The organism is Arthrobacter sp. YAF34, assembly GCF_052113245.1.
GTDB lineage: Bacteria > Actinomycetota > Actinomycetes > Actinomycetales > Micrococcaceae > Arthrobacter.
On record NZ_JBFRCV010000007.1, the window covers coordinates 1 to 23,274 of the forward strand.

The following is a 23,274-nucleotide window of genomic DNA, read 5'->3' on the forward strand; positions in this document are numbered from 1 at the left end:
GCCTCGAGCTGGTCGTCCGTGATCGGGATGCGCAGGTGGTCGCGGAAGGCCTTGAGGTCGGCCATCGTGAGCTTCTTCATCTGGTGGGTCGCGTTGCGGCCCTCGAAGTGGGTGCCCAGGCCGTAACCCTTGACCGTGTGGGCCAGGATCACGGTGGGCTTGCCCTTGAACTCGGTGGCGGCCTTGTACGCGGCGTAGACCTTGTTGTAGTCGTGGCCGCCGCGCTTGAGGTTCCAGATCTCGTCGTCGGAGAGGTCCTGGACCATTTCCTTGGTCTGCGGGGTCTTGCCGAAGAAGTGTTCGCGGACGAACGCGCCGGACTCGGCCTTGTACGTCTGGTAATCGCCGTCGACGGTCTCGTTCATGATCTTCACGAGCGAGCCGTCCTCGTCCTTGGCCAGCAGGTTGTCCCACTCGCGGCCCCAGACGACCTTGATGACGTTCCAGCCGGCACCGCGGAAGAAGGCCTCAAGTTCCTGCATGATCTTGCCGTTGCCGCGGACGGGTCCGTCGAGGCGCTGGAGGTTGCAGTTGATGACGAAATTGAGGTTGTCCAGCTTGTCGTTGGCCGCGAGCTGCAGCAGCCCGCGGGACTCCGGCTCGTCCATTTCGCCGTCGCCCAGGAACGCCCAGACCTGCTGGTCCGAGGTGTCCTTGATGCCGCGGTTGTGCARRTAGCGGTTGGACTGKGCCTGGTAGATGGCGTTCATCGGGCCGATGCCCATCGAGACCGTGGGGAATTCCCAGAACTCCGGCATCAGCCGCGGGTGGGGGTAGGAGGACAGRGCGTGGCCCTCCTTGGACTTCTCYTGGCGGAAGCCGTCCATGTCCTCTTCGGTCAGCCGGCCTTCCATGAAGGCGCGGGCGTACATGCCGGGGGAGGCGTGGCCCTGGAAGAAGACCTGGTCCCCGCCGCCGGGGTGGTCCTTGCCGCGGAAGAAGTGGTTGAAGCCGACCTCGTACAGGGTCGCGGCCCCGGCGTAGGTGGAGATGTGCCCGCCGACGCCGATGTCCGGACGCTGCGCCCGGTGCACCATGACCGCGGCGTTCCAGCGCAGCCAGGCGCGGTACTTGCGCTCGATTTCCTCGTCTCCGGGGAACGGTGCTTCCTGGTCCACCGGGATGGTGTTGACGTAGTCCGTGGTGGTGACCATCGGAACGCCCACGCTCTGCGCCCCGGCCCGCTGGAGCAGGCTGCGCATAATGTACTGGGCACGTTCGGTGCCTTGTTCCTGAATCAGCGTGTCCAGGGACTCCATCCATTCGGCGGTCTCTTCCGGATCACGATCAGGCAGCTGGTTTGTCAACCCGCTGAGGATATGGGAGGTATCTTCTCCTGCAGCCACGTCCAGCCTCTTTTCATCGTTGAATGGTTGGCCCAAGTTTTCATTCTGTGAGAAAACTTTCTTGCAATTCGAGATTATCGACGGGGCCCGGGCGCGTCAACACCGGCAGTGCATCACCGGGGCCCTGAAGTCACAATCGGTTGGAAGGGCCCCATAACTGCGGGGTGACGGGGTTCCCGCGATGCTGTGCGGGGCGCACCCGGGGCATGGATTCGCCCCGCCATCCGACAGGGAGCCTGTTCCCGGTGTGATTCGGGCTGGATGGCGGGGCGAACGTGTGTCTGATGCCGGCCCGAGCGTGTAGTTAGCTGCCGCGGTACGTGGAGTAAGCGAAGGGGCTCAGCAGGAGCGGGACATGGTAGTGGTCTTGGGATTCGGACACCGCGAAGGTCAGCGTGACCTCGGGAAAGAAGGTCTCGGTCCCGGCGGCCTCGTAGTAGCTTCCGGTGTCGAAGCCCAGCCGGTACGTGCCGGACGGAAGTTTGTCCGGACCGAGGGATTTGATGCGGCCGTCGTCGTCCGTGGCGCCTGCCGCGATCTTGACCCAACGCTCGCCGTCGAGCTTGTGGAAGGTTACGGCGACGCCAGCGGCGGGCTTGCCGGTGCCGGTGTCCAGCACGTGGGTGGTGACGTGGGAGGTGCTCATGTGCCGATCAGTCCTTCGAGTCGGAGTACTGCGATTTCGCGCAGCTGCTGGCCGATGATTGCTTGTTCCTGTTCCCGGGTGTGCGCGAGCCTGGTGTTGAGGGCGGCGAGGATTTCTTCCCGGCTGCGGCCGGCGGCGCGGATCAGGAAGACCTGGCCGAATTTTTCTTCGTAGCTCCGGTTCCCCTCGGCGATGGCTGCCGCAACGGCCGGGTCCGGAGTGCCCAGGCCGGCCTGCTCCGACTGGGAGAGCCGGGCCTCCGTGCTGTTTCCTGCGGCCCGTTCGCCGATGCGTGGATGGTGGGCCAGGGCGGCCGCCACCTCCTGCCCGGTAAAGGGGTCCGCCGCACGGTTGGCCGTTTCCAGAAGGCTCGCGGCGCTGCCGAACGGCCGGCCCTGGACAATCGCCTCGATCCACCGCTCTATGTCCAGGCAGGGTCGCAGCGCGGCCGCGGCCTCGGCGGGTCCGGCCGCGTTAAAGTCTTCCAACAGCATGTGCCAGATCCTTTGCGTCAATGCTGGCATCCACGGCGTAGGGCTATACGGACAAAGATATTCGTATCGTGGAACTGTTATTTCAGCATATGCAAAAGATTGAACCGTACCGTGTGCCGGGTGTCAACCGGCGGCCGGATTCCGCGGCGGATTCCGACGACCGCTACGGAAGCGGACAGGTGCACCCCGGATCCGGGGTACACCTGTCCGAAATCGCCGCGGAAGCAGCTGGGCTCAGCCGTGAATAGCCGCGACGTCGCTCTGTTCCCAGTTCTCCGGCGCCTGCCGGCGCTCCCGGTTTTGGCTCGCCCGTTCGCAACGGGCGGCTCGCTGACGGATTCTGCCCGGCGTAGGTGCAGGGTCCGGTACTTCTATCGTCCGCCCACGCGACCCCCAATCCATCCCTTGCCAGCGACTTCTTCTTGGTGCAACGGATTTGCTGTCCATATACCCCTGGGGGTATGCTCAGCATCTTAGATCCACCGACAGAGGAGTACCCGGATGTGCCGTGCAGTTGCCTGCAAGAAGTGCGGAAAGACCACCTGGGCCGGCTGCGGCCAGCACGTTGACCAGGTCATGCGGGGCGTCCCCAGTGCCGACCGCTGCCGCGGCCACGAGGGCGAAACCAGCACAAAAACCACCACCAAGACCGGCTTCTTCGCCAAGCTGTTCGGCCGCTAGGCAGCCCGCCTCCACCACGGCCGGCCGGGGCCATCTTTGAGCGCCTCGGGTCTTTCGAAAGTCCTAGTTGGGCAGCCGGTGCGGGGCGATCTGCAGGTGGTGCTCCAGGACGTGGTCGGCGATTGCCAGGGCGGAGGTCGCCGCGGGGGAGGGCGCATTGCGCAGCAGCGTGACCGGGCCGAGCCGGTCCACGGCGAAGTCGTCCAGCAGCGAGCCGTCGGCAGCCCAGGCCTGGGCCCGGACCCCGGCACCGGACTTTCTGGCGAGATCGCCGGGCCGCAGTTCGGGCAGGAACTGCCGGGCCTGTCCGAAGTAGAGCGGTTTGAACAGCGACGCCGAGATTTCCCGGGCACCCATCCGCCAGTGCTGCCGGGCCAGGGCCGGGGCTCCGGGCCACCGCAGCGAGGCCAGCGTGTCCGGCAGGGACACCCGGGCCCACGAGTAGCCCTCACGGGCCAGGGCCGGCACGGCGTTGGGGCCGACGTGAACGTCGTCGTACACGCCGCGGGTGAAGTGCACGCCCAGGAACGGGAAGCGCGGGTCCGGCACCGGGTAGATCATCCCGCGCACCAGGTGGCTCCGGGCCGCGGCCATCACCCTGTACTCGCCGCGGAACGGCAGGATTGCGGGCGACGGGCTGGCCCCGACCATCCGTGCCACCACGTCCGACTGCAGCCCGGCACAGACCACCAGCCGGTCGAAGGTGTGCGTCGCGGCCGGCGTGGAGACGTGCACGGTGACGCCGACGTGACTGACGGCCACCACCTCCTGGCCCAGCAGCACCGAGCCGCCGCCGCTCCGCACGTCCTGCGCCATGGCTTCGGTGATGGCGGCGTAGTCCACGACGGCGGTGTGCGGCGAGTGGACCGCCGCGACGCCCGCGGCGTGCGGCTCGATCTCACGCAGTCCCGCCCCGGTGAGCCGTTTCATGCCCGGGACGCGGTTCTCCCGGGCCCGGCGTTCGATTTCGTTTAGCCGCGGCAGCTCCTCCTCGGTCACGGCGACCACCAGCTTCCCCAGTTCGCGGTACGGCAGGCCCTTGTCGCGGCAGTAGTCACGGGTGAGGGCCCGGCCGCGGGCGCAGAGGACGGCTTTGAGCGATCCCGGCTGGTAGTAGAGGCCGGCGTGGACCACGCCGGAGTTGTGGCCGGTCTGGTGCGCGGCCACGCGGTGTTCCTTTTCCAGCACCGTGACGTGGAAGTCCCCGGTATGGACCAGGGCGCGGGCAATCGCCATGCCCACGATCCCGCCGCCAATGATCCCGATCCGAGCCGCCACGCGCGCCACCTTCCCGCCTGCATCCCAACGTCAACAGCAGGCACCTCTACGCCTGTTGCAGTGGACCCTATCCCGAACGGCGCCCGGATGGCAGGGGCGTCCACGGGTGCCCGGCGGCGCGGGCCAGCCGCTCCGGTGAGTGGGCCCGCGAGCGGCGGCAGCGTCGCCGGCTCTACTAGGCTGAACTCATGACCCGGAAAATTACTGTCAGCCTGCCGGACGCCTCGCTGCGGGAGTACCTTCAGCCGCATCCGGACGTCACCGTCCTGGAGTGGGATTTCGCCGGTGCGCCGCCGCGGCCGCGGCTCGACATCGTGGTGCCGCCGTACATGGGCGGCCCGCAGGTCCTGAAGAGCCTGGAACAGGTGGAGACGGCCCTGGTCCAGAGCCAGTCGATCGGGTACGACGGCGTGACGGAGTTCCTGCCGGCCGGCCGGATCTTCGCCAACGCGTCCGGTGTGCACGAGACCTCCACCGCGGAACTGGCGCTCGCCCTGATCCTCGCCAGCCAGCGCGAGCTGCCCCGCCTGATCCGGAGTCAGCAGGAGGGCCGGTGGGATGCCAGGCCCACGGCCAGCCTGGCCGACCGGCGCGTCCTGATTGTGGGCTACGGCGGGGTGGGCAAGGCGATTGAGGACCGGCTCCTGCCGTTCGAGACGTCCGTGACCCGGGTGGCCAGCAGGGAACGGACGGATGAGCGCGGGCAGGTCCACGGCATTGCCGACCTGCACGCGCTGTTGCCGGAGCACGACATCGTGGTGGTGGGGGTTCCGCTCAGCGGCTCCACCCGGCACCTGATTGATGACGCCTTCCTTGCGGCCGTGCCGGACGGCGCCCTCCTGGTGAACGTGGCCCGCGGCCCGGTGGCGGACACCGAGGCCCTGGTCCGGCACACCGCCTCCGGGAGGATCCGCGCGGCGCTGGACGTCACCGATCCCGAGCCGCTGCCGCAGGACCACCCGCTGTGGCGGACCCCGGGCGTCATCATCAGCCCGCATGTGGGCGGGGCGAGCTCGGCGATGCGCCCGCGGATGGGCCGGCTGCTGCAACGGCAGATCGACCTCATGCTCGCCGGCGAGCCGCCGGCGAACGTGGTGCTGAACGGCTGAGACGGCGTGGGCTACGGCCCGCCGAGGCCCGGCGCGGTGCCCCGCGTCAGCCGGGGGTGAGGACGCAGAACTCGTTGCCCTCGGCGTCGGCGAGGCACACCCAGGGCACCTCGCCCTGGCCGATGTCGGCGTCGGTGGCGCCCAGGGCCCGCAGCCGGGCCACCTCTGCCGCCTGGTCATCGCCGGGGTAGGGCTTCAGGTCGAGATGGACGCGGCCCACGGTCTTCGCGCCGGGCGTGCGGAGGAACTCCAGATACGGCCCGACACCCGTGGCCGAACGCAGCCTCGCGAGGTCGTCGGTCACCTCGTGCAGGGTCCAGTCCGTCGCCCCGCCCCAGAACCGGGCCATGGCCCGTGGATCCGCGCAGTTGACCACCACCGCGGCGATCGGCCCGGTGTCCCGGTAGATCGCGCGGGGCTCCAGCACGCAGAACAGGTTGCCCTCCGGGTCGGCCAGCACGGTCCACGGCACATCACCCTGGCCCACGTTGGCGGGCGTCGCGCCGATCTCCAGCAGGTGCGCCACCAGCTCCGCCTGATGGGCCGCAGAGGTGGTGGCGAGATCGAGGTGCGCGCGGTACCGCACCGTCTCGGGGTCCGGGACGGTGACGACGTCGATGCAGACGGCGGCGGGGTCCGGATAAGCGAAGCCCACGGGTTCAACGTTGGTCACCCCGGGTCCCTCGCTGGAAACACCCCACCCGAGGGCATCCGCCCAAAACCGGCCGAGCGCCGAGTCATCCCGAGCTTTGAAGTTCACCTGGACAAGTCGCAGTGTCATACCGCCAGATCCTATCCAGCGGCTGCCCGGTGCGGGAGGCGCGCCCCGGCTTCGCCCTGAGAGGAACCCGGTCCGCTCACGGCTTCCGGACGTAAACTGACCCTCACATCGTTCTGTGGGAAACTGTCCGTGACGCGTGAAGTGGAGACCGGATGCTCTGGAGACTGCTCGTTGAATACCTGCGGCCGCAGCGGCGGCTGCTGGCCGCCGTCGTCGTCTTCCAGCTGGCGGCGTCCATCGCCTCGCTGTACCTGCCCACCCTGAATGCGGACATCATTGACCAGGGCGTCGCGAAGGGGGACACGGACTACATCCTGCACGTCGGCGGCATGATGCTCATGGTCACGCTGCTGCAGATTGCCTGCACCATCTGCGCCGTGTATTTCGGTGCGAAGGCCGCGATGGCGCTGGGCCGGGACGTCCGCGGCGCGATCTTCACTAGGGTGGCCGAGTTTTCCGAGCAGGAAGTCACCCGGTTTGGCCCGCCCAGCCTCATCACCCGCTCCACCAACGACGTCCAGCAGGTCCAGCAGCTGGTCCTGATGTCCGCCACGCTCATGGTCACGGCGCCCATGCTCTGCATCGGCGGGGTGATCATGGCCATGCGGCAGGACCTGCAGCTGTCCTGGCTGATCGCGGTCAGCGTGCCCGTGCTGCTGGCCGCGGTGGGGTCGATCATCATCCGGATGGTGCCGCTGTTCCGGCTCATGCAGGCCCGGATCGACACCGTCAACCGGGTGCTGCGCGAACAGCTCACCGGTATCCGCGTGGTGCGGGCCTTCGTCCGGGAGGACGTCGAGACCGCCCGCTTCGCCCGGGCCAACACCGACGTCACGGACACCGCCCTGCGCGCCGGCCGGCTCATGGCGCTCGCGTTCCCCACCGTGATGCTGGTCCTCAACGTCTCCAGCGCGGCCGTGATCTGGTTCGGCTCGTTCCGGATCGAGGACGGGTCCATGCAGGTGGGCACCATGATCGCGTTCCTGAGCTACCTCATGCAGATCCTCATGTCCGTCATGATGGCCACGTTCATGGCGATCATGATCCCGCGCGCGTCCGTCTCGGCGGACCGGATCAGCGAGGTGCTCGGGACCGAGTCCAGCGTCCGGCCGCCGCTGCGCCCGGTCTCGCGCCCGGCCGGGCGGGCGGCCCGGGGCGAGCTGGAGATGCACGACGTCGGGTTCGCCTACCCGGGCGCCGAGCAGCCGGTCCTCTCGGACGTGAACTTCACCGCCCGGGCGGGGCAGTCGACGGCGATCATCGGGGCCACCGGTTCCGGCAAGACCACCCTGGTGAACCTGATGCCGCGGCTCTTCGACGCGACGTCCGGGTCGGTGCGGATCGACGGCGTGGACGTGCGCGAGCTCCACCCGGACCTGCTGTGGGGGCACATCGGCCTGGTCCCGCAGAAGCCCTACCTGTTCTCCGGCACGGTCCGCAGCAACCTGCTCTACGGCAAGCCCGACGCCACCGAGGACGAGCTCTGGCAGGCGCTGGCGATTGCGCAGGCCGAGGACTTCGTCCGGGAAATGGAGGGCGGCCTGGACGCGCCGATCTCGCAGGGCGGCACCAACGTCTCCGGCGGCCAGCGGCAGCGGCTCGCGATCGCCCGGGCGCTCGTGAAACGCCCCGAGCTCTACATCTTTGACGACTCCTTCTCCTCACTGGACACCGCCACCGACGCCCGGCTGCGGCGGGCGCTCAAACAGAACACGGCCGGGGCCACCATGGTCATCATCGGCCAGCGGGTCTCCAGCATTGCGGACGCGGACCAGATCCTGGTGCTGGACCGCGGCAGGATCGTCGCGCACGGCACGCACGAGGAGCTGCTGGCGACGTCCGAGACGTACCAGGAAATTGTGAACTCCCAACTCGCGGCGGAGGAGGCAGCATGAGCCGCACCGACAAGGCCCCGACGCCGGCCCCCGCCGCCGTTCCCGGCGCCGCCGCCTCCGCCGCCCCCGGCACGGCCCCTGCCGCCGGTCCGGCGGCGCAGACCCCGATGCGGATTCCCCGCCCGACGGGCGGACCCGGCCGCGGCGGCCCGTTCGCCGGGATGAACATTCCGGCGGAGAAGGCGATGAACTTCGGCCCGTCCGCCCGGCGGCTGCTGGGGGAGCTGCGGCCCGAACGGCTGTGGCTGACGCTGGTCCTGATGCTCGCCGTCGTGAGCGTGACGTTCTCGGTGATCGGGCCCCGGCTCCTCGGCGAGGGCACCAACCTGATCTTCGCCGGCGTCGTGTCCAAGCAGCTGCCCGCCGGGGTGAGCCAGGCCCAGCTGATCGCCCAGCTGCGCGCCGCCGGGGAGAACCAGAAGGCGGACATGCTCAGCGCTATGACGCTGACGCCCGGCACCGGGATCGACTTCACGGCGCTGGCCACCGTGCTGCTGTGGGCGGTGGTGCTGTACGTGCTGGCGTCGGCGTTCGCCTGGCTGCAGGCGTATATCCTCAACGGCGTCGTGCAGCGGACGGTTTTCCGGCTGCGCGAGCGGATCGAGGCGAAGATCAATAAGCTGCCGCTGCGCTACTTCGATTCCGTGCAGCGCGGCGAGCTGCTCAGCCGGGTGACGAACGACGTCGACAACATCTCCCAGAGCCTGCAGCAGTCCATCAGCCAGGCCGTGACCTCGCTGCTGACCGTGGTGGGGGTGCTGGTGATGATGCTCCTGCTCTCGCCCACGCTGGCCATCATTGCCCTGGTGACCATTCCGCTGACCCTCGTCACTACCACCGTGATCGCCAAGCGCTCGCAGAAGCTGTTCGTCGCGCAGTGGCGGCATACCGGCGAGCTGAACGGGCAGATCGAGGAGACGTACACCGGGCACGCGCTGGTGAAGGTGTTCGGCCGGCAGCGCGAGGTGGAGGAGCGGTTCCGGCAGAAGAACGTGGAGCTGTACCAGGCGAGCTTCGGCGCGCAGTTCATTTCCGGGCTGATCATGCCGGCCATGACGTTCATCGGGAACCTGGTCTACGTGGGGATCGCCGTGGTGGGCGGCCTGCAGGTGGCCTCCGGGGCGATGCAGCTGGGCGACGTGCAGGCGTTCATCCAGTACTCCCGGCAGTTCACCCAGCCGCTGGCCCAGCTGGGCTCCATGGCGAACCTGCTGCAGTCCGGCGTGGCCTCGGCCGAGCGGGTGTTCGAGCTGCTGGACACCGACGAACAGTCGGCTGACCCCTCGGTTGCCATGGAACCCGAGGTGACCCGCGGGCGGCTGGAGTTCGAGGACGTGTCCTTTGCGTACTCCCCGGACAAGCCGCTGATCTCGGATTTGAGCCTGGTGGCCGAACCCGGGCAGACCGTCGCCATTGTGGGCCCGACCGGAGCCGGCAAGACCACCCTGGTGAACCTGATGATGCGCTTCTACGAGCTCGACGCCGGGCGGATCACCCTCGACGGCGTGGACGTTTCCCTCATGTCCCGGCACGAGCTGCGCTCGCGGATGGGCATGGTGCTGCAGGACACCTGGCTGTTCGGCGGGACCATCCGGGACAACATCGCCTACGGCCGACCCGGCGCCTCGGAGGCCGAGATCCTGGAGGCGGCGAAGGCGACCTACGTGGACCGGTTCGTGCGGTCCCTGCCGCAGGGCTACGACACCGTGCTCGACGACGAGGGCGGCAACGTCTCCGCCGGCGAGAAGCAGCTGCTGACCATCGCCCGGGCGTTCCTGGCCCGGCCGTCCGTGCTGATCCTGGACGAGGCCACCAGCTCGGTGGACACCCGCACCGAGGTGCTGGTGCAGAAGGCGATGAGCGCGCTGCGGTCCGACCGGACTTCGTTTGTCATTGCCCACCGGCTCTCCACCATCCGCGACGCCGACCTCATCCTGGTGATGGAAGCCGGCCAGATCGTGGAGCAGGGGAACCATGCCCAGCTGCTGGCGGCCGGCGGGGCGTACGCGGCGCTGTACGCGGCACAGTTCGCGGCGCCGGTGGCGGAGGTTTAGAGGAACATTTCGTCCGTCGGCCTGGGGCGGCGACGGCCCGCTATCGGCCGTCGGATCGGACGCACAGACTCCGGTAGTGACAAGACTCAGGACCCATTGTCAGGCCGGGAGAACAGTCGAGCAGAACGATGGTGCAGACAGTGTCTGCACTAAATGCCCCGTTCCTGACGGGAGAGCGGTGCCGAACATTATCTGTGAAGTGCGTCGTTGGTGCGGCCAACGCGCTATGTGGTCATCGAACTGAAGACTGACAAATTCCAACCCGAATATGCCGGCAAGGTCAACTTCTGCGTCGCACTCGTGGACGGCATGCTCCGGCGCGGCACCATAGCCCTGGCCGCCACCGCGGTCGTCGCCCACGCCGCGAAAGCAGCCGCGCCCGCTCCCGCATCCTCCGCCGGCACTGCCGCCGCAGCCCCCGCGGCGTCCGGTGCCGCGTCCCCTAGGGTGAAGTCCGTGCACTCCCCGGACCAAGATAGCCGTCGACGAGACCCGGACCTGGGACAGTGCAAGGTCCACACCGTAGGCGCCGCCGGTCTGGACCTGCCGGACCCGGCCTGCACCGCGGGCGCGATCGATCCGGCCGTTACCGAAGGCCCCCGCCTCCGCCATCTGCAAGTCCGGCTCCGCACTGGCTGCCTGCCTCCCCGACGGTAGTCTGCAGGCAGGACCGACAGGCGGCCCTGCCTGCAGACGGTCTAGGAGAAGCGTCCCGGCCGGAAGGTTGCCAGCATGGGGTGCTTCTTGCCGGTCAGGATCTCGCCCGCGAGGAGTTCGCCGGCGATGAGCCCGAGCGTGGCGCCCGAGTGGGTGAACGCCACGAAGCAGCCGGGCACCTGGTCGAGTTCGCCGAGGACCGGCTCGCCGTCCCCGGGGATGGGCTTGTACCCGATTTTCCAGGACGCGGGCTTGAGGTCGGGATTGCCGGCGATGAGCTTGGATGCCTCATCCGCGAGTTCCTGGACCACCTCGTCGGGGATGCTGAAGGAGCCGTCGGCGTGTTCGGTGATGTGCCCCTCGTACCAGTCGTGATCCAGGGCCAAGGTGCTGCCGGGGTTGGGCCGGACGGCGGCCCGCGGGGTGTTCAGCACGGTCTTTAGCTTGTGGTCCACGGGTTTGGTCAGCACCAACATGGAGACCGGGGAGCCGTTGGGAATCTCGACGCCGAGGGGTGCGACGACGGCGGGCGTGGCGGCGCCGCACGCTACGAGCACCGCGTCCGCTTCATAGGTCCCGCCCGCGGCGGTCTCGACGCCGGTGGTCCGGCCGGCGTCGACCGTGACGGACGCCTTGCCGGCGTTGAGGACCAGTTCGCCGCCCCGGGCGTGGAATTCCTCCATCAGGAAGTCCACGAGGTCGGGCAGGCTGACCCAGCCCTCGCCGGGGTTGAAGATGGCGTTGTCCGGTACGGCGTTGGCATCGATGCCCGGTGTGGCGGAGGGAATCTGTTCAGGTGCCAGGAGCTTGGAGTCGTAGCCGACGGATTTTTCGTAGGAGTGGCGGGCTTCCGTGACGGCCCGCTGCCCGGCTGCATTCCACATCAGTCCGCCGCCGAACTGCAGCCAGTCCCGGCCTGGGTCGGCGGCGAAGAGGGTGCGGTAGCGGTCTACGCCGGCGACCCGGAGCTGGTGGTACGGGGTGGACCGTTCCCCGGCGGAGTTCAGCCACGACAGCGAACGGCCGCTCGCCTCGCTGGCCAGGCCGCGTTCGGTCAGGAGGATGACGGAGGCGCCTTCGCGGAGCAGGTGGACCGCGGTGGAGACGCCGAGGATGCCGCCGCCGATGATGGCGACGCGTTTGGCTGAAGCAGTGGAGGACATGGGTTCTCCCTTTCTAAAGAATTGTGGCTGTACGGGTGCTGGCTCGTCCGGAAGTGACCCGGTTAGGAGAGGGCGTGGATTTTTTCGATGATTTTCAGGACTTCGAGGGACTCGCCGGGCTGAACCGGTAATGGCCCCTGGCCGCGGAGGGCTGCAGCGAGATTCCTATAGAACCGCGGGTAATTACCCTTCTCGGCCGGCACGGGCACTGCGCCGCCGTCGATACCCAGGGTCCCCCAATGGGTTTGGGGATCCACGCCGTAGGCAGGATCCGACGGCGTCATGCCGGCGGCGAGGGCAGGTTCCTGGCTGTCCAGGCCCCACTTGGTATAGCCGGCGTCGGAGCCCAGGACGTGGAAGCGCGGACCAACCTGGGCCGCCATCCCGTTCATCCACAGCCGTGACCGGACCCCGGAGTCGTGGAGCAGGGACACGAAGGCCTCGGTGTCGGCCCCGTCGGGATGTCCGCGGTTGGCAGTCTCCCCGTAGCTGTCCGCTACCTGGCCGAAGAGCTGGATGGCCTGGTCGATCAGGTGGGCGCCGAGGTCGTGGAGGATGCCGCCGCATTCGGCCAGGGTGGCCGAGTCCCGCCAGTTCCCGAAGCCCTCCGGCCGCCACCATTCAAAGCGTGACTCGAAAGTCCGGACCTCCCCCAGTGCGCCGTCCCTGAGGAGCTTTTGGAGCGTCAGGAAGTCGGCGTCCCACCGGCGGTTCTGAAAGACCGTGAGCTGCACGCCGGCCTCGGACGCCCTGGTGATGAGTTCTGCACCGTGGGCCGCCGTGGTGACGAAGGGCTTGTCCACCACCACGTGGAGGTTGTGGGCGATCGCCGTTGCGGCGAGATCGAAGTGGGTCAGCGGAGGTGTGCCGAGGATGACGAGGTCAAGGGCTGCGGCGAGGGCGAACAAATCCTCCGGGGTCGGGACGACCTTGGTATGCGGGTAGAGCCTTGCCGCCTCCGCGGCGCGCTCCGGATCGGCTGTGACGATCACGTCCAGCGAGTAGCCGGGATCCGCGGCAATCAGCGGTGCGTGGAAGACCTTGCCCGAGATTCCGAATCCGACGACGGCGGTGCGGATGGGTGCCCCTGCGCTGTTCTGCATCAGAGCACTTCCGATAGGAAGCGCTGCAGGCGTTTGCTTTGGGGGTTGTCGAAGAGTTCGGCCGGCGTGCCGGACTCAACAACTTCGCCTTCGTCCATGAAGACAACCTGGTCGGCGACCTTGCGGGCGAAGCCCATCTCATGGGTGACCACCAGCATGGTCATGCCGCGGCGGCCCAGGCCTGCCATGAGGTTCAGCACGCCCTTAACCAGTTCCGGATCCAGGGCGGACGTGGCCTCGTCAAAGAGCATGACCTCGGGCTCCATGGCCAGCGCGCGGGCGATCGCGACGCGCTGCTGCTGTCCGCCGGAGAGGTCCCGGGGCCGGTGGTCGGCGCGTTCGGCGAGACCTACCTCGGCGAGGCGGCGGGCCGCGCGTTCCCTGGCTTCGGCCTTGGGCATGCCCTTGACGCTCCACAGGGCCAGGGCGACGTTCTCGAGGGCGGTGTGGTCCGGGAAGAGGTTGAAGTGCTGGAAGACCATGCCGATGCGGGCCCGAAGGATGTCCGGCTTGACACCCAGGGCGCTCTCGCCGGCCAGGAGCACGTCCCCGCTCTTGGGTTCGTGCAGGCGGTTGACGCCGCGCAGCAGCGTGGACTTGCCCGAACCGGAGGGACCGATGATGCAGGTGGTGGTGCCGGGGGCGACGGTCAGGCTGACGTTGCGGAGGACCTCGATGTCCCCGTACGCCATGGTCAGGTTCTGCAGTTCCAGGCTGGAGCCGTGGAACGTTTCGATGTCCGGGGCGGTCTTCTTTGCACCGGTGGTGCTGCTGGTGCTGTTGCTTGCGAGGCTCATGTGTTGCTCCCGGTGATCAGCGGTGATGCCGCGTCGAGTTCTGTGACTTCCTTCAGCCCGCTGGTCGGCGCGCTTGGCCGGCGGCGGCCGGTGCGGAAGCGGTTGTCGAAGTAGTTGACCAGGTGGGTCAGGGGGACAGTGATGACCAGGTAGAAGATGCCGGCCATGACCAGCGGCGAGAGGTTGCCGGAGAGGACGGCGGCGTCCTGCCCGACGCGGAAGAGTTCCCGTTCGGTGACCAGCAGGCCCAGGAAGTACACCAGTGAAGAGTCCTTGACGATGGCGATGAACTGGTTCACCAGGGCCGGCAGGACCCGCCGGATACCCTGCGGGACCACCACCAGAGCCATGGATTTGGCGTAGCTCATGCCCAGGGCACGGCATGCCTCGCCCTGGCCTTTGTCGACGCTCTGGATGCCGGCGCGGAAGATTTCGCCGATATAGGCGCTGGCGATCAGGCTCAGCGCGATGATTCCCAGCGGGTACGGGGAGGGGCCGAAGATCGACTGGCTGAAGCGGGCGAAGCCTTGGCCGATCAGCAGGATGGTAAGGATCGCGGGCAGGCCGCGGAAGAGGTCGGTATAGATCCGGGCCGGAACCCGCAGCCATCTGGAGGGCGAGATACCCATGACCGCGATGATCATGCCCAGGCCGACGCCGATGATGGTGGCGGCGATGGAGATGATGAGGGTGTTCAGGAGTCCGACGCCGAGGAGTTGGGGCAGAACTTCGGCCATCGCTTTGAAATCGAAAAATGTACGGATGATGGTGCTGAACCAGTCCATGGTTGCTCTCAGACGTAGGTAGCTTGTGGATCCCGGGCGGACCGCCGGTGGCGGCCCGCCCGGTCAGGTGGCAGTCGGGCCGGATGCCGGACGTGCGTGTTTGCGGCGCGTGTGGGATGTTTACTTGCTGGCGGACGGGCTGGGGGCGGGGCTTGCCGTCTGCTCGGCCTTGGGCAGGTACTGTTTGGGCATCGGGGAGCCCGGGAACCACTTCTGGTAGAGCTTCTTCCAGGTGCCGTCCTCCATGGCTGCTGCCAGGCCCTTGTTCAGGGCATCCTTGAAGGCGGTCTTGCCCTTCGCGATGGCGAAGCCGGCCGGGGCGTCGAAGGATGGGATGTCGGCGGCGCTGACCAGCCCGTACTGCTTCTCGTAGGACTTGGCGGCCTCATAGTCGAGGAAGTGGGCGTCCACGGCGCCGCTGTTGACGGCCGAGATCGCGGTGTTGTTGTCCGGGAAGCGGACCAGGTTCGCGGAGGTGAAGTTCTTGACCGCGTAAGCCTCCTGCAGGGTTCCCTGGACCACGCCGAGACGCTTGCCGGACAAGCCGTTTGCATCCTTGATGCCTGAGTCCTTGGTGGTAAGGACCGTCAGGTAGCCGGCGAGGTAGCCGTCGGAGAAGTCAACCGTTTCCTTGCGTTTGTCCGTGATGCCGATGGCGGCCACGCCCACGTCGAACTGGCCGTTGGAGACGGCGGCCAGCAGACCGGAGAAGTCCTGTCCGGTGAAGACCACATTGTCCACCCCGGCGCGGTGGGCCACGTCCTTGAACAGTTCGACGTCGAAGCCGGTGAAGTTCCCCTGGGCATCAGTGAAGGTGTAGGGCTTTGAGTCGCCCAGGCTCGCCACCCGGATAGTGCCCGGCTGGATCAGTCCGTACGGGTTCTCGGCCGTCGAGGACGCCGCAGGGGACGAACCGCCGCAGCCTGAAAGTGCCAGAAGCGTTGCAACAGCGGCCGCAACGATCACCCCCGGGCGAAACATCGATCGTTTAGTCACTTCATTATTCCCATCGTGGAAGTTAGGCGGCCTTCGGCCCTCTGTCTGAATCCCTTGCTGAGACCGGTCTCAACGCTTAGGATTGAGACCGGACTCACATCGGGGTTGCTAAAAAATGTAACCCACACCACAACGGCCGTCAAGGCCCCTTCGAAAGGCCGCACATGAGCAGTAACGGTTCACGGCGACGGGACACCACGGTTGCGGATGTCGCAAAGGCCGCCCAGGTGTCCAAGGCCCAGGCTGCCCGCGCGCTGGGAAATTACGGTGCTGTCAGCGAGGAGGTCCGGGAGCGCGTTCTGGCTGCGGCAGAGCAGTTGTCCTATCGTCCGAACGAGCTGGCCCGCAGCATGAACACGGGCAAATCACACACCATCGGGGTGGTGGTCGGTGACATCGAAAACCCCCACTTCGGCCTGGCCACCAGGGGCATCACTGACACCGCCAAGAAGAGCGGATTCAACGTCATCCTGGTCAACACCGACGAAGACACGGCCGCCGAAGTGGACGCCGTCCAAGTGCTGCTGGACAAGCGTGTGGACGGCCTGATCGTGGCCCCGGCGTCCTCGGTGGAAACGGAACATTTGCAACACGTTCAGGATTCCGGCCGGCCCATGGTCCTGCTGGACCGAAAGGCCGGGCAGATGGACATAGAGACTATGGCAGTGAATATGGCCGATATTTCGTACGAGTCCACGCGGCACCTTCTGCAGGCCGGCCACCGCCGGATCGCCTTCATTTCCACCCTAACGACCGAATCTCCGTACCGCGCCGGAATGCTGCTCGACTCCTCGCAGATCGCGGACCGGCTCGACGGCATGCAGCAGGCCTTCCACGAGCAGGGGTTGCCCTTCCCTGAGGACCTCGTGCGGTTGAACGCCGGCGATGCGGAATCCATCCGCCGCATTACCCGCGATGTCCTCCTCATGCCGAACCCGGCCACCGCCGTCGTCGCATCCGACGGGCTTATCGCTCTCAGCGTTGTGGAGGCGATACAGGAACTGGGACTCGCCATCCCGGCGGACGTCTCGTTCCTCATGTACGACGACTTCGCCTGGACGCGCCTGACCAACCCGCCTCTGACAGTCATCGCGCAGCCCGTGTACAACATGGGCGCGGCCGCCGCAAAGGCACTGATCCGCCAAATCGAAGGGTTGCCGCCCGCGGCCCCGGCGCCCAAGTTCACTGCGACGCTGATCCGGCGGGGATCCGTAGGGACACCAGCCCCGCAAAAGAATTCATCAGCTGAAAGCCGAGCGGGACACCGGGCGCAAATTGGGTCAGTTCACGCCGACCTGACGTAATATCCGATATCGGCCTTCGCACGGTGCCTTGGAGCCGCTCTCCCCGACGGGCCCGTGATCCAAAGTCCAAAGGTCTAAGCTGCAGGCACCCCCAGGATCCCAACAGCCGCCACCAAGGACGACACCGGATCTGAATCCGTCCGCGCGGCCCACTGGATCCACGCCTCGATCAACGCGGCGCGCAGATACCCGGCAACCTCCCCGCGGACCTCGGCCCGAACCAAAAAGACCCGTGCCCGCTCCCGCTGCAGCGGGTCGGCTCGGGGTGTTCGGGGATGAGCCGCAGCCGGGCGAGGGGAGTCGCACCTAACGAAAGCGGACGACGGTGGGAGGTCCCGCCGTCGTCCGCTTGTCTCAACTGCGAAATCATATTGCCCCGGGCTGGGCTAGCAGTTTCGGCGCTTACAGGTAGCTCTTTACGCTCGCGCGGAGTGCTTCCGTATGCTCGTAGATCTCTTCCAGTGAGCTGATGGGCACTCGCGTTTCTTCCTTGTTGTCGTCGAATATCCCGATGTACTTCTGGGTGCGGTTGAAGTGCAGGCGCGCGATCGGCTTGCGGTTGTTATCGTCCAGCAGCACCGCGAAATAGGACTTGGCATCCCGCTGCGCTACGCGAGCAGGCTTCACTTCGCTACAGACGATGGCCCGCACGATCTGGTACCCCTCGATTTCCTCCAGCGTTGTCTCCAGGCCGTCAGCTTCGGCCAGGTCCGCTTCGGCCACGGGTGCGCTGGTAACGCTGGCAGCCACTGTTGCGTCGTCATTTTGCGGGAAGGCCGGGGCGCCGAGGGCTTTCTTCAGCCGTTCGTTGACCTGGTCATTTAGGAACTGCTTGGACGCTTTGGTTACCAGCGCGGTGAACTGCTCACGCACCTTCTGGGTGTAGGGACCGGTATACACGCGACCAGTGAGGAACTTAATCCACTCGTCCTCCGGCTCCTTGAATTGTGCCGCCAGTGTCCTCTTGAGTTCCCCTATGTATTTCAGTTCCCCGGCCGCGCTGATGATCGAGTCGAGATCAAAGACGTCTTTGGACAGTTTTTGCAGCTCCGGAATGAGGGTTTCGTCGATGTCGTTCAATTCGAGCACGAGGAACGGCTTGGCATCCATGCGGTTCGGCGCATCGAGGTCCGTGAAGAATTGGTACACCTCACCGTTGGTAAGGATGGCGATCCGGGCGTTGGTCACGGCGACGGCACCACTTCAACCTGTCCCAATGCAGGGTCGGGGTCTCCGGGCCGATGCTGCTGCCCTGATCACCGCAGCAATATGCCCGTAGCTCCTCGATGCCAAGAGGCTGGACCGCCCCGTAACTACTCGTCGACAGCGTCCGTTGATGTTTCGCTCAAGGTGTCGATGTAATCCAGCGTTTTGGGACTGACGTGCCGCACGGTGCCAAGAGCCTCCCGGAGAACGGCCCTGCTGGAATGGTCACCAAGCGCTCCTCGGAGTTCGACTACCGTCTCGATGCCCTGAGGCTCCAAGACGCGCGTCATGTCCTCTACCTGGGCGAGACGGCCAGGGGACGGCCAGCTGATAACTTCGGAAAGCGTCCCGGTATCGAGGCGCCGCCGGAATCCAGTGGTCGTGGCGGCATCCGGCCATGCCGCGACCAGAGCGACAACGCGTGGCCTGACGGTCGCGTGGTAGTTCTGTCGTCGCTGCAAGCTGGCATCGACAATGATGGCCCCGATGTGGTCCCAGCTACGGCTGACTTCGGTCGAGTCGTCTAGCCTTGGGAGTCCAATTGCGCCGGCAGGTTGGCGTCATCATTATCGAGAGTCATAAGTGAATACTTCCATGTCGGCGGTGAGCCTGCGGCTGGGGCGGACGGGGGTCGGAGCGTACTCGTGGTTGGAGAGTCCGGTGTTCGACGCTGATCCAGTTCCGCACCCCGTTCGCGTTTAGGTCGTGAACTATATTCGGACAAGAGAAAAGGACCGGACTGCATTGCAGGCACAAAGGAAGGCGGGGTTTCTGAATGGCGGAAATGCCGCCAGCCACGGTGGAATTGACTAACGCGGTGGTCCAGCGCCTCGTCCGCGACCAGCGGCCCGACCTCGGCGATTGTCCGATAGCGCGGGTTGCGAACGGCTGGGACAACGCGACCTTCCGGCTAGGAGACAGCCTGGCCGTCCGGCTGCCGCGCAGGGCGGAGGCCGTTCCGCTGATACTGCATGAGCAGCGCTATCTTCCCGACATAGCTCGCCGCTCCCCGGTTGCGGTTCCTGTCCCCGTCCACGCCGGCAGGCCGACGTCGGACTTTCCATGGCCGTGGAGCATTGTGCGGTGGGTCCCCGGAGCCGCCGCGGCCGACGTCGGCCCGGCGGCCCGTGGGCCGTCGGCTGCAGGCCTGGCCGATTTCCTGCTGTCCCTTCACGTGCCCGCCGAAACGGGCGTCCCGGTGAATCCTTTCCGAGGCGTGCCGCTGACAGACCGCGACTCTGTGCTGGTGGAACGGCTCGGGGACCGCGAACGCTACCCGCACGCGGCAGCGCTGAGAGCCGTGTGGGCGCAGGCCTGTGCCGCCAAAGCCTGGGACGGTCCGGCGATGATGCTCCACGGGGACCTCCACCCCGGCAACATCCTGCTGGCGGACGACGGCTCCCTGGCCGGCGTCATCGATTTCGGCGACGTCGGGGCAGGGGACCCGGCTGTCGATCTTGCGGTGGGGTGGCTGATGTTCGACGCCGACACTCGCCGCCGCTTCATGCGCGCCTTTGGCTCCGCAGCGGACGGGGACACCTGGATAAGGGCCCGCGGCTGGGCCCTCATCCTGTCCACCGCCATGCTGAGCAACTCCGACGACAATCCGCGGATGTTCAGCGTAGGAAAGTTCGGCATCACGCAGATCCTGGATGACGGACTTCGCCTGCAACTCTGACGCCGGCATTAATGGCGCTCCTATTAATGTCAGTGGCTCCTTCTATGGTGTTGGTATGGAAGGCAGAGCAGTTGCCGAGACGTTGGAGGCCATGGAGGCCTCCCTCGCTGCAATGGCTGCATGTGCCGGTCGCGGAGCCGGGAACGTGGCCTCGACTGGCGCTGACCTTCTCCGGGATGAAGCGGACGCGTGCCTGGACGGCATGGCTGAGGTGGGCCGCATGGAAGCCAGGCTTGCCGCGCTGAAGGTGCACTTCGCCGCCGGATATGCCCGTGCTGCCGCCGCCATGGCGGACCCAGCCGTTTCCCCGCAGGAGCGCACCGCCCAGGAAATGGCGGTGACAGCAGAGGTGGCCTGTGTCCTGACCGTGAGTGAAAGATCGGCGGCGGCGCTCCTGTCGGAGTCAGCCACCCTGACCACTGGGTTGCCCCTGACGCTGTCTGCGCTCCAGGCAGGAAGTATTTCATGGCAACACGCGCGGGTGATGTGTGATGAAACGTCCAGTCTGGACCCCGCCGCGGCGGCTGATTTGGAGGCTCATTTCTTGGACCCCGAAGCGCCCTTTGCCGCGCGTGGCTGCCCGGCGGGGGAGCTGGTGCCGGGCAGGTTCCGGGCCAAGGCGCGCAGATGGCGTGAACTGCACCATCCGGTCAGCATCGAAGCGCGCCACCGCAAGGGTGTGGAGGACCGTCGGCTGGAATATGTGCCGGACCGGGACGGCATGGCCTGGCTCTCTGCCTATCTGACTGCGGATGTGGCGGTGGGTGTATGGTCCCGTGCCACGGAAGCGGCGCGTGCCCTGCAGGGGCCGAATGAATCCCGGACCCTGACCCAGCTCCGTGCCGACGTCGCCGCGGACTGGCTGCTGGCGGGGGTGGCGGAAGGAACCCCGTCACCCAAGGCGCAGGTCCTGGTGACCGTGCCTGCGCTGTCCCTTTTGGGTGTCGAATCGGAACCGGCCACGCTGGACGGCTACGGTCCCATTCCGCCGAGCATGGCCCGCCGGCTTGTGGGGGATGGCGCCGAATCGTTCCTGCGTGTGCTGACCGATCCGCGCAGTGGAGCGCCGCTGGAGATCGGGCGGACCAGCTACCGGGTCCCGAAGGCGATGCGCCAATGGTTGCGGCTTCGGGATGGCCGGTGCCCCTTTCCCGGCTGCAATAACCATTCCCTGGATAACGAAGCGGACCACGTGTTGGCTTGGTCCGATGGTGGCAGCACCGGCGTCACCAATCTGGGCCAGCCATGCCGGCGGCACCACCGACTCAGACACACCACGGCATGGAAACCGGTTGACGCCACCCGGGACCAGCCACCCGGCTGGATCTCACCTGCGGGACGCTCGTATCCCAGCGAACAACAGGACTGGGAACAGCCTTACTGGCCGCGGTACCTCGGCGATGCGGGTGACGGCCGGGAGTCGGAACCGCCCGACTGGCCTGACGTGGTTGCCGGTGCCGTCGGACCCGGAGAGACCGATCCACCATTACCCGTGGATCCCTTTCCTGACTGGGCAGTGTTCATCGCGGCGTAGGATCGGCGCTCCAACGGTGCCATCCTCGCGTCCGACGGCGGCTGGTCGGCCCTGTTGGGGAGCGGCGCCGAACTCAAGCGTCCGACGGCGGGAGGTCCCGTCGTCGTCCGCTGGGTGTGAACCCACCTCTCGTGTGCGGTGACGAGCGGCGAGGTTTATTTGCGGACGAGCATGCAAGACGCTCCCGGTGGCAAAGGGTCCCGCGTGCGCCAAGGTCATGCGTTGGCGGAAGGCCTGCATGGAGGGAGGCGGCCAGCTGCGACAGACGTCCTTGGGTGAGACCTTTGGGGAGCATGCTGCGGGCGTTTTAGCCTGCGCGGCGTCTGTCTCTGCGTAGCTTCCGGTACGCCCTGGGCCGGAGACCTGGCCTAGGGGAGCATCATGTCGGTGTAGCTGCCCGGACGGACGATGCCGGACTTTGGGTGGGTGAGGGTATCCACGTCGGTGTAGCTGCCCGGACGGACGATGCCGGACTTTGGGTGGGTGAGGGTATCCACGTCGGTGTAGCTGCCCGGACGGACGGCGCGGCGGGCGTCGCCCCGGACGAGCACGTCAACGTCGGTGTAACGGCCGGATGCTGCGTAGCGGCCCGTCAGTGGAGTTTCAGTAGTCCCGGAAGTGGAGGAGGGACTCCCTGAAATGGCGGGATTTCGGGTCTGGGTTATCACGGGATCTCCAATGATAGGAAGGCTGGCGGGCCGAGACGGTAGCCGCCTGAGATCCACCTTCCGCCTATGCATCATAGGTATCAAACAAGGAAAAACGATCCCACAATAGGCGGCGTCTATGGTGCCTGCTCGAGAGGGAGGTCCTCCAGGAACGTGAGGTCCGTCACCTGGCTGACGGCGGCCATGGCGCGGGCCATCACGGAGCCCGGCTCCGAGGCGAGGGTGACAAGTCCGACGGGTATGGCGCGCTCCGGCTCCACCAAGGGCAACGCGCACATCCCGGCTGGGACGCCAAAGACGTGAAGCCAGGCGGACGGCACGACGGTTGCCCACGACCCCGTCGCTACTTGCGCGAAGAGCGATGACACCGAGTCGGTTTCTACCCGGGGTGACGGCATGACACCCACCTCGGCAAACACGTCATCGAGACGCCGTCTGCCCTGCATCACTGGATCCAGCAGGCAGAGTGGAAGGGCCGCGGCAGCCGCCCAGGTTGCCGGCTCGACCCCAGTCCCTGTGTCGGCGGCCGTCAGCAGGACGTACTTCTCCATGTACAGGTGGGCCACCTGGAACTCGCCGGGGATGGAATCCCGGATGTAGGTGATGCCGGCGTCGATCTCGTAATTCTGCAGCCTTCGAAGAACATCCTCGGATTTCAGGTCAGACACAACCTGCACCCGCGCCAGCGGGTGCTTAGCGCAAAATGGAGCTGTGAGCAGGGACACCGCGATCGAAGCCGTCGGAACGGACCCAAAACGCAGCCGTCCGCTGAGCCCGGCGCGCATCGCGTCGATCTCCTCTTTCAGCCCATCACGGTCCGCGAGGATCCTCCGGGCCCAGACGACAATCTGTTGCCCTTCGGCTGTCAGGCCCTCAAATTTGTTGCCCCGGTGGATCAAGGGAACGTCCAGCTCCTCCTCCAGCTTCCGGATCCCCTCCGACAACGCCGGCTGGGAAACCGAACAAGACTGGGCCGCCCGCAGGAAGTGACGCTCGCGGGCCAAGGCCACCATGTACTCAAGTTGACGGAAGAACATGAGATCGGTTTACAGCACCCTTCCGGCCGATGCCAATGGTCTAGGGACGCCACTGAAAAAGT

General features: G+C 66.7%; 19 protein-coding genes and 3 pseudogenes. 8 read left to right on the forward strand and 14 right to left on the reverse strand.

Annotation, left to right across the window (positions count from 1 at the left end; all coding sequences use genetic code 11):
- From AB4Y72_RS09975 to uraD, 3 genes and pseudogenes are all read right to left on the reverse strand, one after another.
- A pseudogene (locus AB4Y72_RS09975) lies at positions 1 to 1,346 on the reverse strand (pyruvate dehydrogenase (acetyl-transferring), homodimeric type); the annotation flags it as partial.
- A gap of 304 nt (positions 1,347 to 1,650) precedes the next feature.
- The gene (gene uraH / locus AB4Y72_RS09980; RefSeq protein ID WP_441426007.1) at positions 1,651 to 1,992 is read right to left on the reverse strand and encodes a hydroxyisourate hydrolase; all 342 of its coding nucleotides are present in this window, start codon (positions 1,990 to 1,992) and stop codon (positions 1,651 to 1,653) included.
- Positions 1,989 to 2,486 carry a 2-oxo-4-hydroxy-4-carboxy-5-ureidoimidazoline decarboxylase gene (gene uraD, locus AB4Y72_RS09985; RefSeq protein ID WP_441426008.1) on the reverse strand — a complete coding sequence of 166 codons (498 nt, stop codon included), beginning with the start codon at positions 2,484 to 2,486 and terminating at the stop codon, positions 1,989 to 1,991. Before uraD ends, uraH begins: the two co-directional genes overlap by 4 nt.
- Positions 2,487 to 2,987: 501 nt before the next feature.
- Here uraD and AB4Y72_RS09990 point away from each other — a divergent pair.
- Complete coding sequence (locus AB4Y72_RS09990; protein WP_091254283.1) at positions 2,988 to 3,167, forward strand: hypothetical protein; 180 nt, start codon at positions 2,988 to 2,990, stop codon at positions 3,165 to 3,167.
- Between the two features lie 63 nt (positions 3,168 to 3,230).
- Here AB4Y72_RS09990 and lhgO read toward each other — a convergent pair whose 3' ends face one another.
- Positions 3,231 to 4,445, reverse strand: coding sequence for an L-2-hydroxyglutarate oxidase (lhgO, locus tag AB4Y72_RS09995; RefSeq protein ID WP_441426009.1), 1,215 nt, complete (start codon positions 4,443 to 4,445; stop codon positions 3,231 to 3,233).
- 188 nt (positions 4,446 to 4,633) lie between these two features.
- Here lhgO and AB4Y72_RS10000 point away from each other — a divergent pair, with 188 nt between their 5' ends.
- Entirely contained in the window at positions 4,634 to 5,554 is a 921-nt protein-coding gene (locus tag AB4Y72_RS10000; RefSeq protein WP_441426010.1) for a 2-hydroxyacid dehydrogenase, read from the forward strand.
- Between the two features lie 46 nt (positions 5,555 to 5,600).
- Here AB4Y72_RS10000 and AB4Y72_RS10005 read toward each other — a convergent pair whose 3' ends face one another.
- The gene (locus tag AB4Y72_RS10005; protein ID WP_441426011.1) at positions 5,601 to 6,335 is read right to left on the reverse strand and encodes a VOC family protein; all 735 of its coding nucleotides are present in this window, start codon (positions 6,333 to 6,335) and stop codon (positions 5,601 to 5,603) included.
- Between the two features lie 152 nt (positions 6,336 to 6,487).
- Here AB4Y72_RS10005 and AB4Y72_RS10010 point away from each other — a divergent pair, with 152 nt between their 5' ends.
- The 3 genes and pseudogenes from AB4Y72_RS10010 to AB4Y72_RS10020 all read left to right on the forward strand — a co-directional run.
- Positions 6,488 to 8,230 (forward strand): ABC transporter ATP-binding protein, encoded by a 1,743-nt coding sequence (locus AB4Y72_RS10010; RefSeq protein WP_441426012.1) that lies wholly within the window; start codon positions 6,488 to 6,490, stop codon positions 8,228 to 8,230.
- Entirely contained in the window at positions 8,227 to 10,284 is a 2,058-nt protein-coding gene (locus AB4Y72_RS10015) for an ABC transporter ATP-binding protein (RefSeq protein ID WP_441426013.1), read from the forward strand. The genes AB4Y72_RS10010 and AB4Y72_RS10015 overlap by 4 nt, the downstream gene beginning before the upstream one ends.
- Positions 10,285 to 10,506: 222 nt before the next feature.
- Positions 10,507 to 10,605, forward strand: a pseudogene (locus AB4Y72_RS10020) (PDDEXK nuclease domain-containing protein); the annotation flags it as partial.
- A gap of 377 nt (positions 10,606 to 10,982) precedes the next feature.
- Here AB4Y72_RS10020 and AB4Y72_RS10025 read toward each other — a convergent pair.
- The 5 genes from AB4Y72_RS10025 to AB4Y72_RS10045 all read right to left on the reverse strand — a co-directional run bounded on the left by AB4Y72_RS10025 (position 10,983) and on the right by AB4Y72_RS10045 (position 15,770).
- On the reverse strand, positions 10,983 to 12,104 hold the full coding sequence (locus tag AB4Y72_RS10025; protein ID WP_441426014.1) for an NAD(P)/FAD-dependent oxidoreductase: 1,122 nt from the start codon (positions 12,102 to 12,104) through the stop codon (positions 10,983 to 10,985).
- 62 nt (positions 12,105 to 12,166) lie between these two features.
- Positions 12,167 to 13,207: a Gfo/Idh/MocA family protein gene (locus AB4Y72_RS10030; RefSeq protein ID WP_441426015.1), complete on the reverse strand. Its 1,041-nt coding sequence runs from the start codon at positions 13,205 to 13,207 to the stop codon at positions 12,167 to 12,169.
- Positions 13,207 to 14,004 (reverse strand): amino acid ABC transporter ATP-binding protein, encoded by a 798-nt coding sequence (locus AB4Y72_RS10035; RefSeq protein WP_441426016.1) that lies wholly within the window; start codon positions 14,002 to 14,004, stop codon positions 13,207 to 13,209. Before AB4Y72_RS10035 ends, AB4Y72_RS10030 begins: the two co-directional genes overlap by 1 nt.
- Complete coding sequence (locus tag AB4Y72_RS10040) at positions 14,001 to 14,789, reverse strand: amino acid ABC transporter permease (RefSeq protein WP_441426017.1); 789 nt, start codon at positions 14,787 to 14,789, stop codon at positions 14,001 to 14,003. The genes AB4Y72_RS10035 and AB4Y72_RS10040 overlap by 4 nt, the downstream gene beginning before the upstream one ends.
- Before the next feature lie 120 nt (positions 14,790 to 14,909).
- A complete protein-coding gene (locus AB4Y72_RS10045; protein WP_441426213.1) occupies positions 14,910 to 15,770 on the reverse strand; it encodes an ABC transporter substrate-binding protein in 861 nt (286 codons plus the stop codon).
- A gap of 179 nt (positions 15,771 to 15,949) precedes the next feature.
- On the opposite strand from AB4Y72_RS10045, the gene AB4Y72_RS10050 reads away from it, so the two are divergent.
- On the forward strand, positions 15,950 to 17,089 hold the full coding sequence (locus AB4Y72_RS10050; protein ID WP_441426018.1) for a LacI family DNA-binding transcriptional regulator: 1,140 nt from the start codon (positions 15,950 to 15,952) through the stop codon (positions 17,087 to 17,089).
- Between the two features lie 402 nt (positions 17,090 to 17,491).
- Here the strand turns inward: AB4Y72_RS10050 and AB4Y72_RS10055 are convergent.
- Both AB4Y72_RS10055 and AB4Y72_RS10060 read right to left on the reverse strand, forming a co-directional pair.
- Positions 17,492 to 18,280, reverse strand: a pseudogene (locus tag AB4Y72_RS10055) (restriction endonuclease); the annotation flags it as partial.
- A gap of 122 nt (positions 18,281 to 18,402) precedes the next feature.
- Complete coding sequence (locus AB4Y72_RS10060) at positions 18,403 to 18,585, reverse strand: hypothetical protein (RefSeq protein WP_441426019.1); 183 nt, start codon at positions 18,583 to 18,585, stop codon at positions 18,403 to 18,405.
- Positions 18,586 to 19,070: 485 nt separating this feature from the next.
- Between AB4Y72_RS10060 and AB4Y72_RS10065 the strand changes: the two genes are divergently transcribed.
- Together AB4Y72_RS10065 and AB4Y72_RS10070 are read left to right on the forward strand one after the other, a co-directional pair.
- Positions 19,071 to 19,973, forward strand: a complete 903-nt coding sequence (locus AB4Y72_RS10065; protein WP_441426020.1) for an aminoglycoside phosphotransferase family protein — start codon at positions 19,071 to 19,073, stop codon at positions 19,971 to 19,973.
- A 55-nt stretch (positions 19,974 to 20,028) separates the two neighbouring features.
- A complete protein-coding gene (locus AB4Y72_RS10070) occupies positions 20,029 to 21,507 on the forward strand; it encodes a DUF222 domain-containing protein (RefSeq protein WP_441426021.1) in 1,479 nt (492 codons plus the stop codon).
- Positions 21,508 to 21,875: 368 nt separating this feature from the next.
- Here AB4Y72_RS10070 and AB4Y72_RS10075 read toward each other — a convergent pair whose 3' ends face one another.
- Both AB4Y72_RS10075 and AB4Y72_RS10080 read right to left on the reverse strand, forming a co-directional pair.
- On the reverse strand, positions 21,876 to 22,175 hold the full coding sequence (locus AB4Y72_RS10075; protein ID WP_441426022.1) for a hypothetical protein: 300 nt from the start codon (positions 22,173 to 22,175) through the stop codon (positions 21,876 to 21,878).
- A 116-nt stretch (positions 22,176 to 22,291) separates the two neighbouring features.
- A complete protein-coding gene (locus tag AB4Y72_RS10080; RefSeq protein WP_441426023.1) occupies positions 22,292 to 23,212 on the reverse strand; it encodes a LysR family transcriptional regulator in 921 nt (306 codons plus the stop codon).
- Positions 23,213 to 23,274 lie beyond the last annotated feature (62 nt).

What these genes read in the sequence shown, in the direction of transcription:
- uraD (WP_441426008.1), bottom strand. Translation starts at nt 2,486, where the DNA reads ATGCTGTTGGAAGACTTTAACGCGGCCGGACCCGCCGAGGCCGCGGCC.
- AB4Y72_RS10005 (WP_441426011.1), bottom strand. Translation starts at nt 6,335, where the DNA reads ATGACACTGCGACTTGTCCAGGTGAACTTCAAAGCTCGGGATGACTCG.
- AB4Y72_RS10035 (WP_441426016.1), bottom strand. Translation starts at nt 14,004, where the DNA reads ATGAGCCTCGCAAGCAACAGCACCAGCAGCACCACCGGTGCAAAGAAG.
- AB4Y72_RS10045 (WP_441426213.1), bottom strand. Translation starts at nt 15,770, where the DNA reads ATGTTTCGCCCGGGGGTGATCGTTGCGGCCGCTGTTGCAACGCTTCTG.
- AB4Y72_RS10030 (WP_441426015.1), bottom strand. Translation starts at nt 13,207, where the DNA reads ATGCAGAACAGCGCAGGGGCACCCATCCGCACCGCCGTCGTCGGATTC.
- AB4Y72_RS10025 (WP_441426014.1), bottom strand. Translation starts at nt 12,104, where the DNA reads ATGTCCTCCACTGCTTCAGCCAAACGCGTCGCCATCATCGGCGGCGGC.
- AB4Y72_RS10065 (WP_441426020.1), top strand. Translation starts at nt 19,071, where the DNA reads ATGGCGGAAATGCCGCCAGCCACGGTGGAATTGACTAACGCGGTGGTC.
- AB4Y72_RS10050 (WP_441426018.1), top strand. Translation starts at nt 15,950, where the DNA reads ATGAGCAGTAACGGTTCACGGCGACGGGACACCACGGTTGCGGATGTC.
- uraH (WP_441426007.1), bottom strand. Translation starts at nt 1,992, where the DNA reads ATGAGCACCTCCCACGTCACCACCCACGTGCTGGACACCGGCACCGGC.
- AB4Y72_RS10010 (WP_441426012.1), top strand. Translation starts at nt 6,488, where the DNA reads ATGCTCTGGAGACTGCTCGTTGAATACCTGCGGCCGCAGCGGCGGCTG.
- AB4Y72_RS10060 (WP_441426019.1), bottom strand. Translation starts at nt 18,585, where the DNA reads ATGACGCGCGTCTTGGAGCCTCAGGGCATCGAGACGGTAGTCGAACTC.
- AB4Y72_RS10015 (WP_441426013.1), top strand. Translation starts at nt 8,227, where the DNA reads ATGAGCCGCACCGACAAGGCCCCGACGCCGGCCCCCGCCGCCGTTCCC.
- AB4Y72_RS09990 (WP_091254283.1), top strand. Translation starts at nt 2,988, where the DNA reads ATGTGCCGTGCAGTTGCCTGCAAGAAGTGCGGAAAGACCACCTGGGCC.
- AB4Y72_RS10080 (WP_441426023.1), bottom strand. Translation starts at nt 23,212, where the DNA reads ATGTTCTTCCGTCAACTTGAGTACATGGTGGCCTTGGCCCGCGAGCGT.
- AB4Y72_RS10040 (WP_441426017.1), bottom strand. Translation starts at nt 14,789, where the DNA reads ATGGACTGGTTCAGCACCATCATCCGTACATTTTTCGATTTCAAAGCG.
- AB4Y72_RS10070 (WP_441426021.1), top strand. Translation starts at nt 20,029, where the DNA reads ATGGAAGGCAGAGCAGTTGCCGAGACGTTGGAGGCCATGGAGGCCTCC.
- AB4Y72_RS10000 (WP_441426010.1), top strand. Translation starts at nt 4,634, where the DNA reads ATGACCCGGAAAATTACTGTCAGCCTGCCGGACGCCTCGCTGCGGGAG.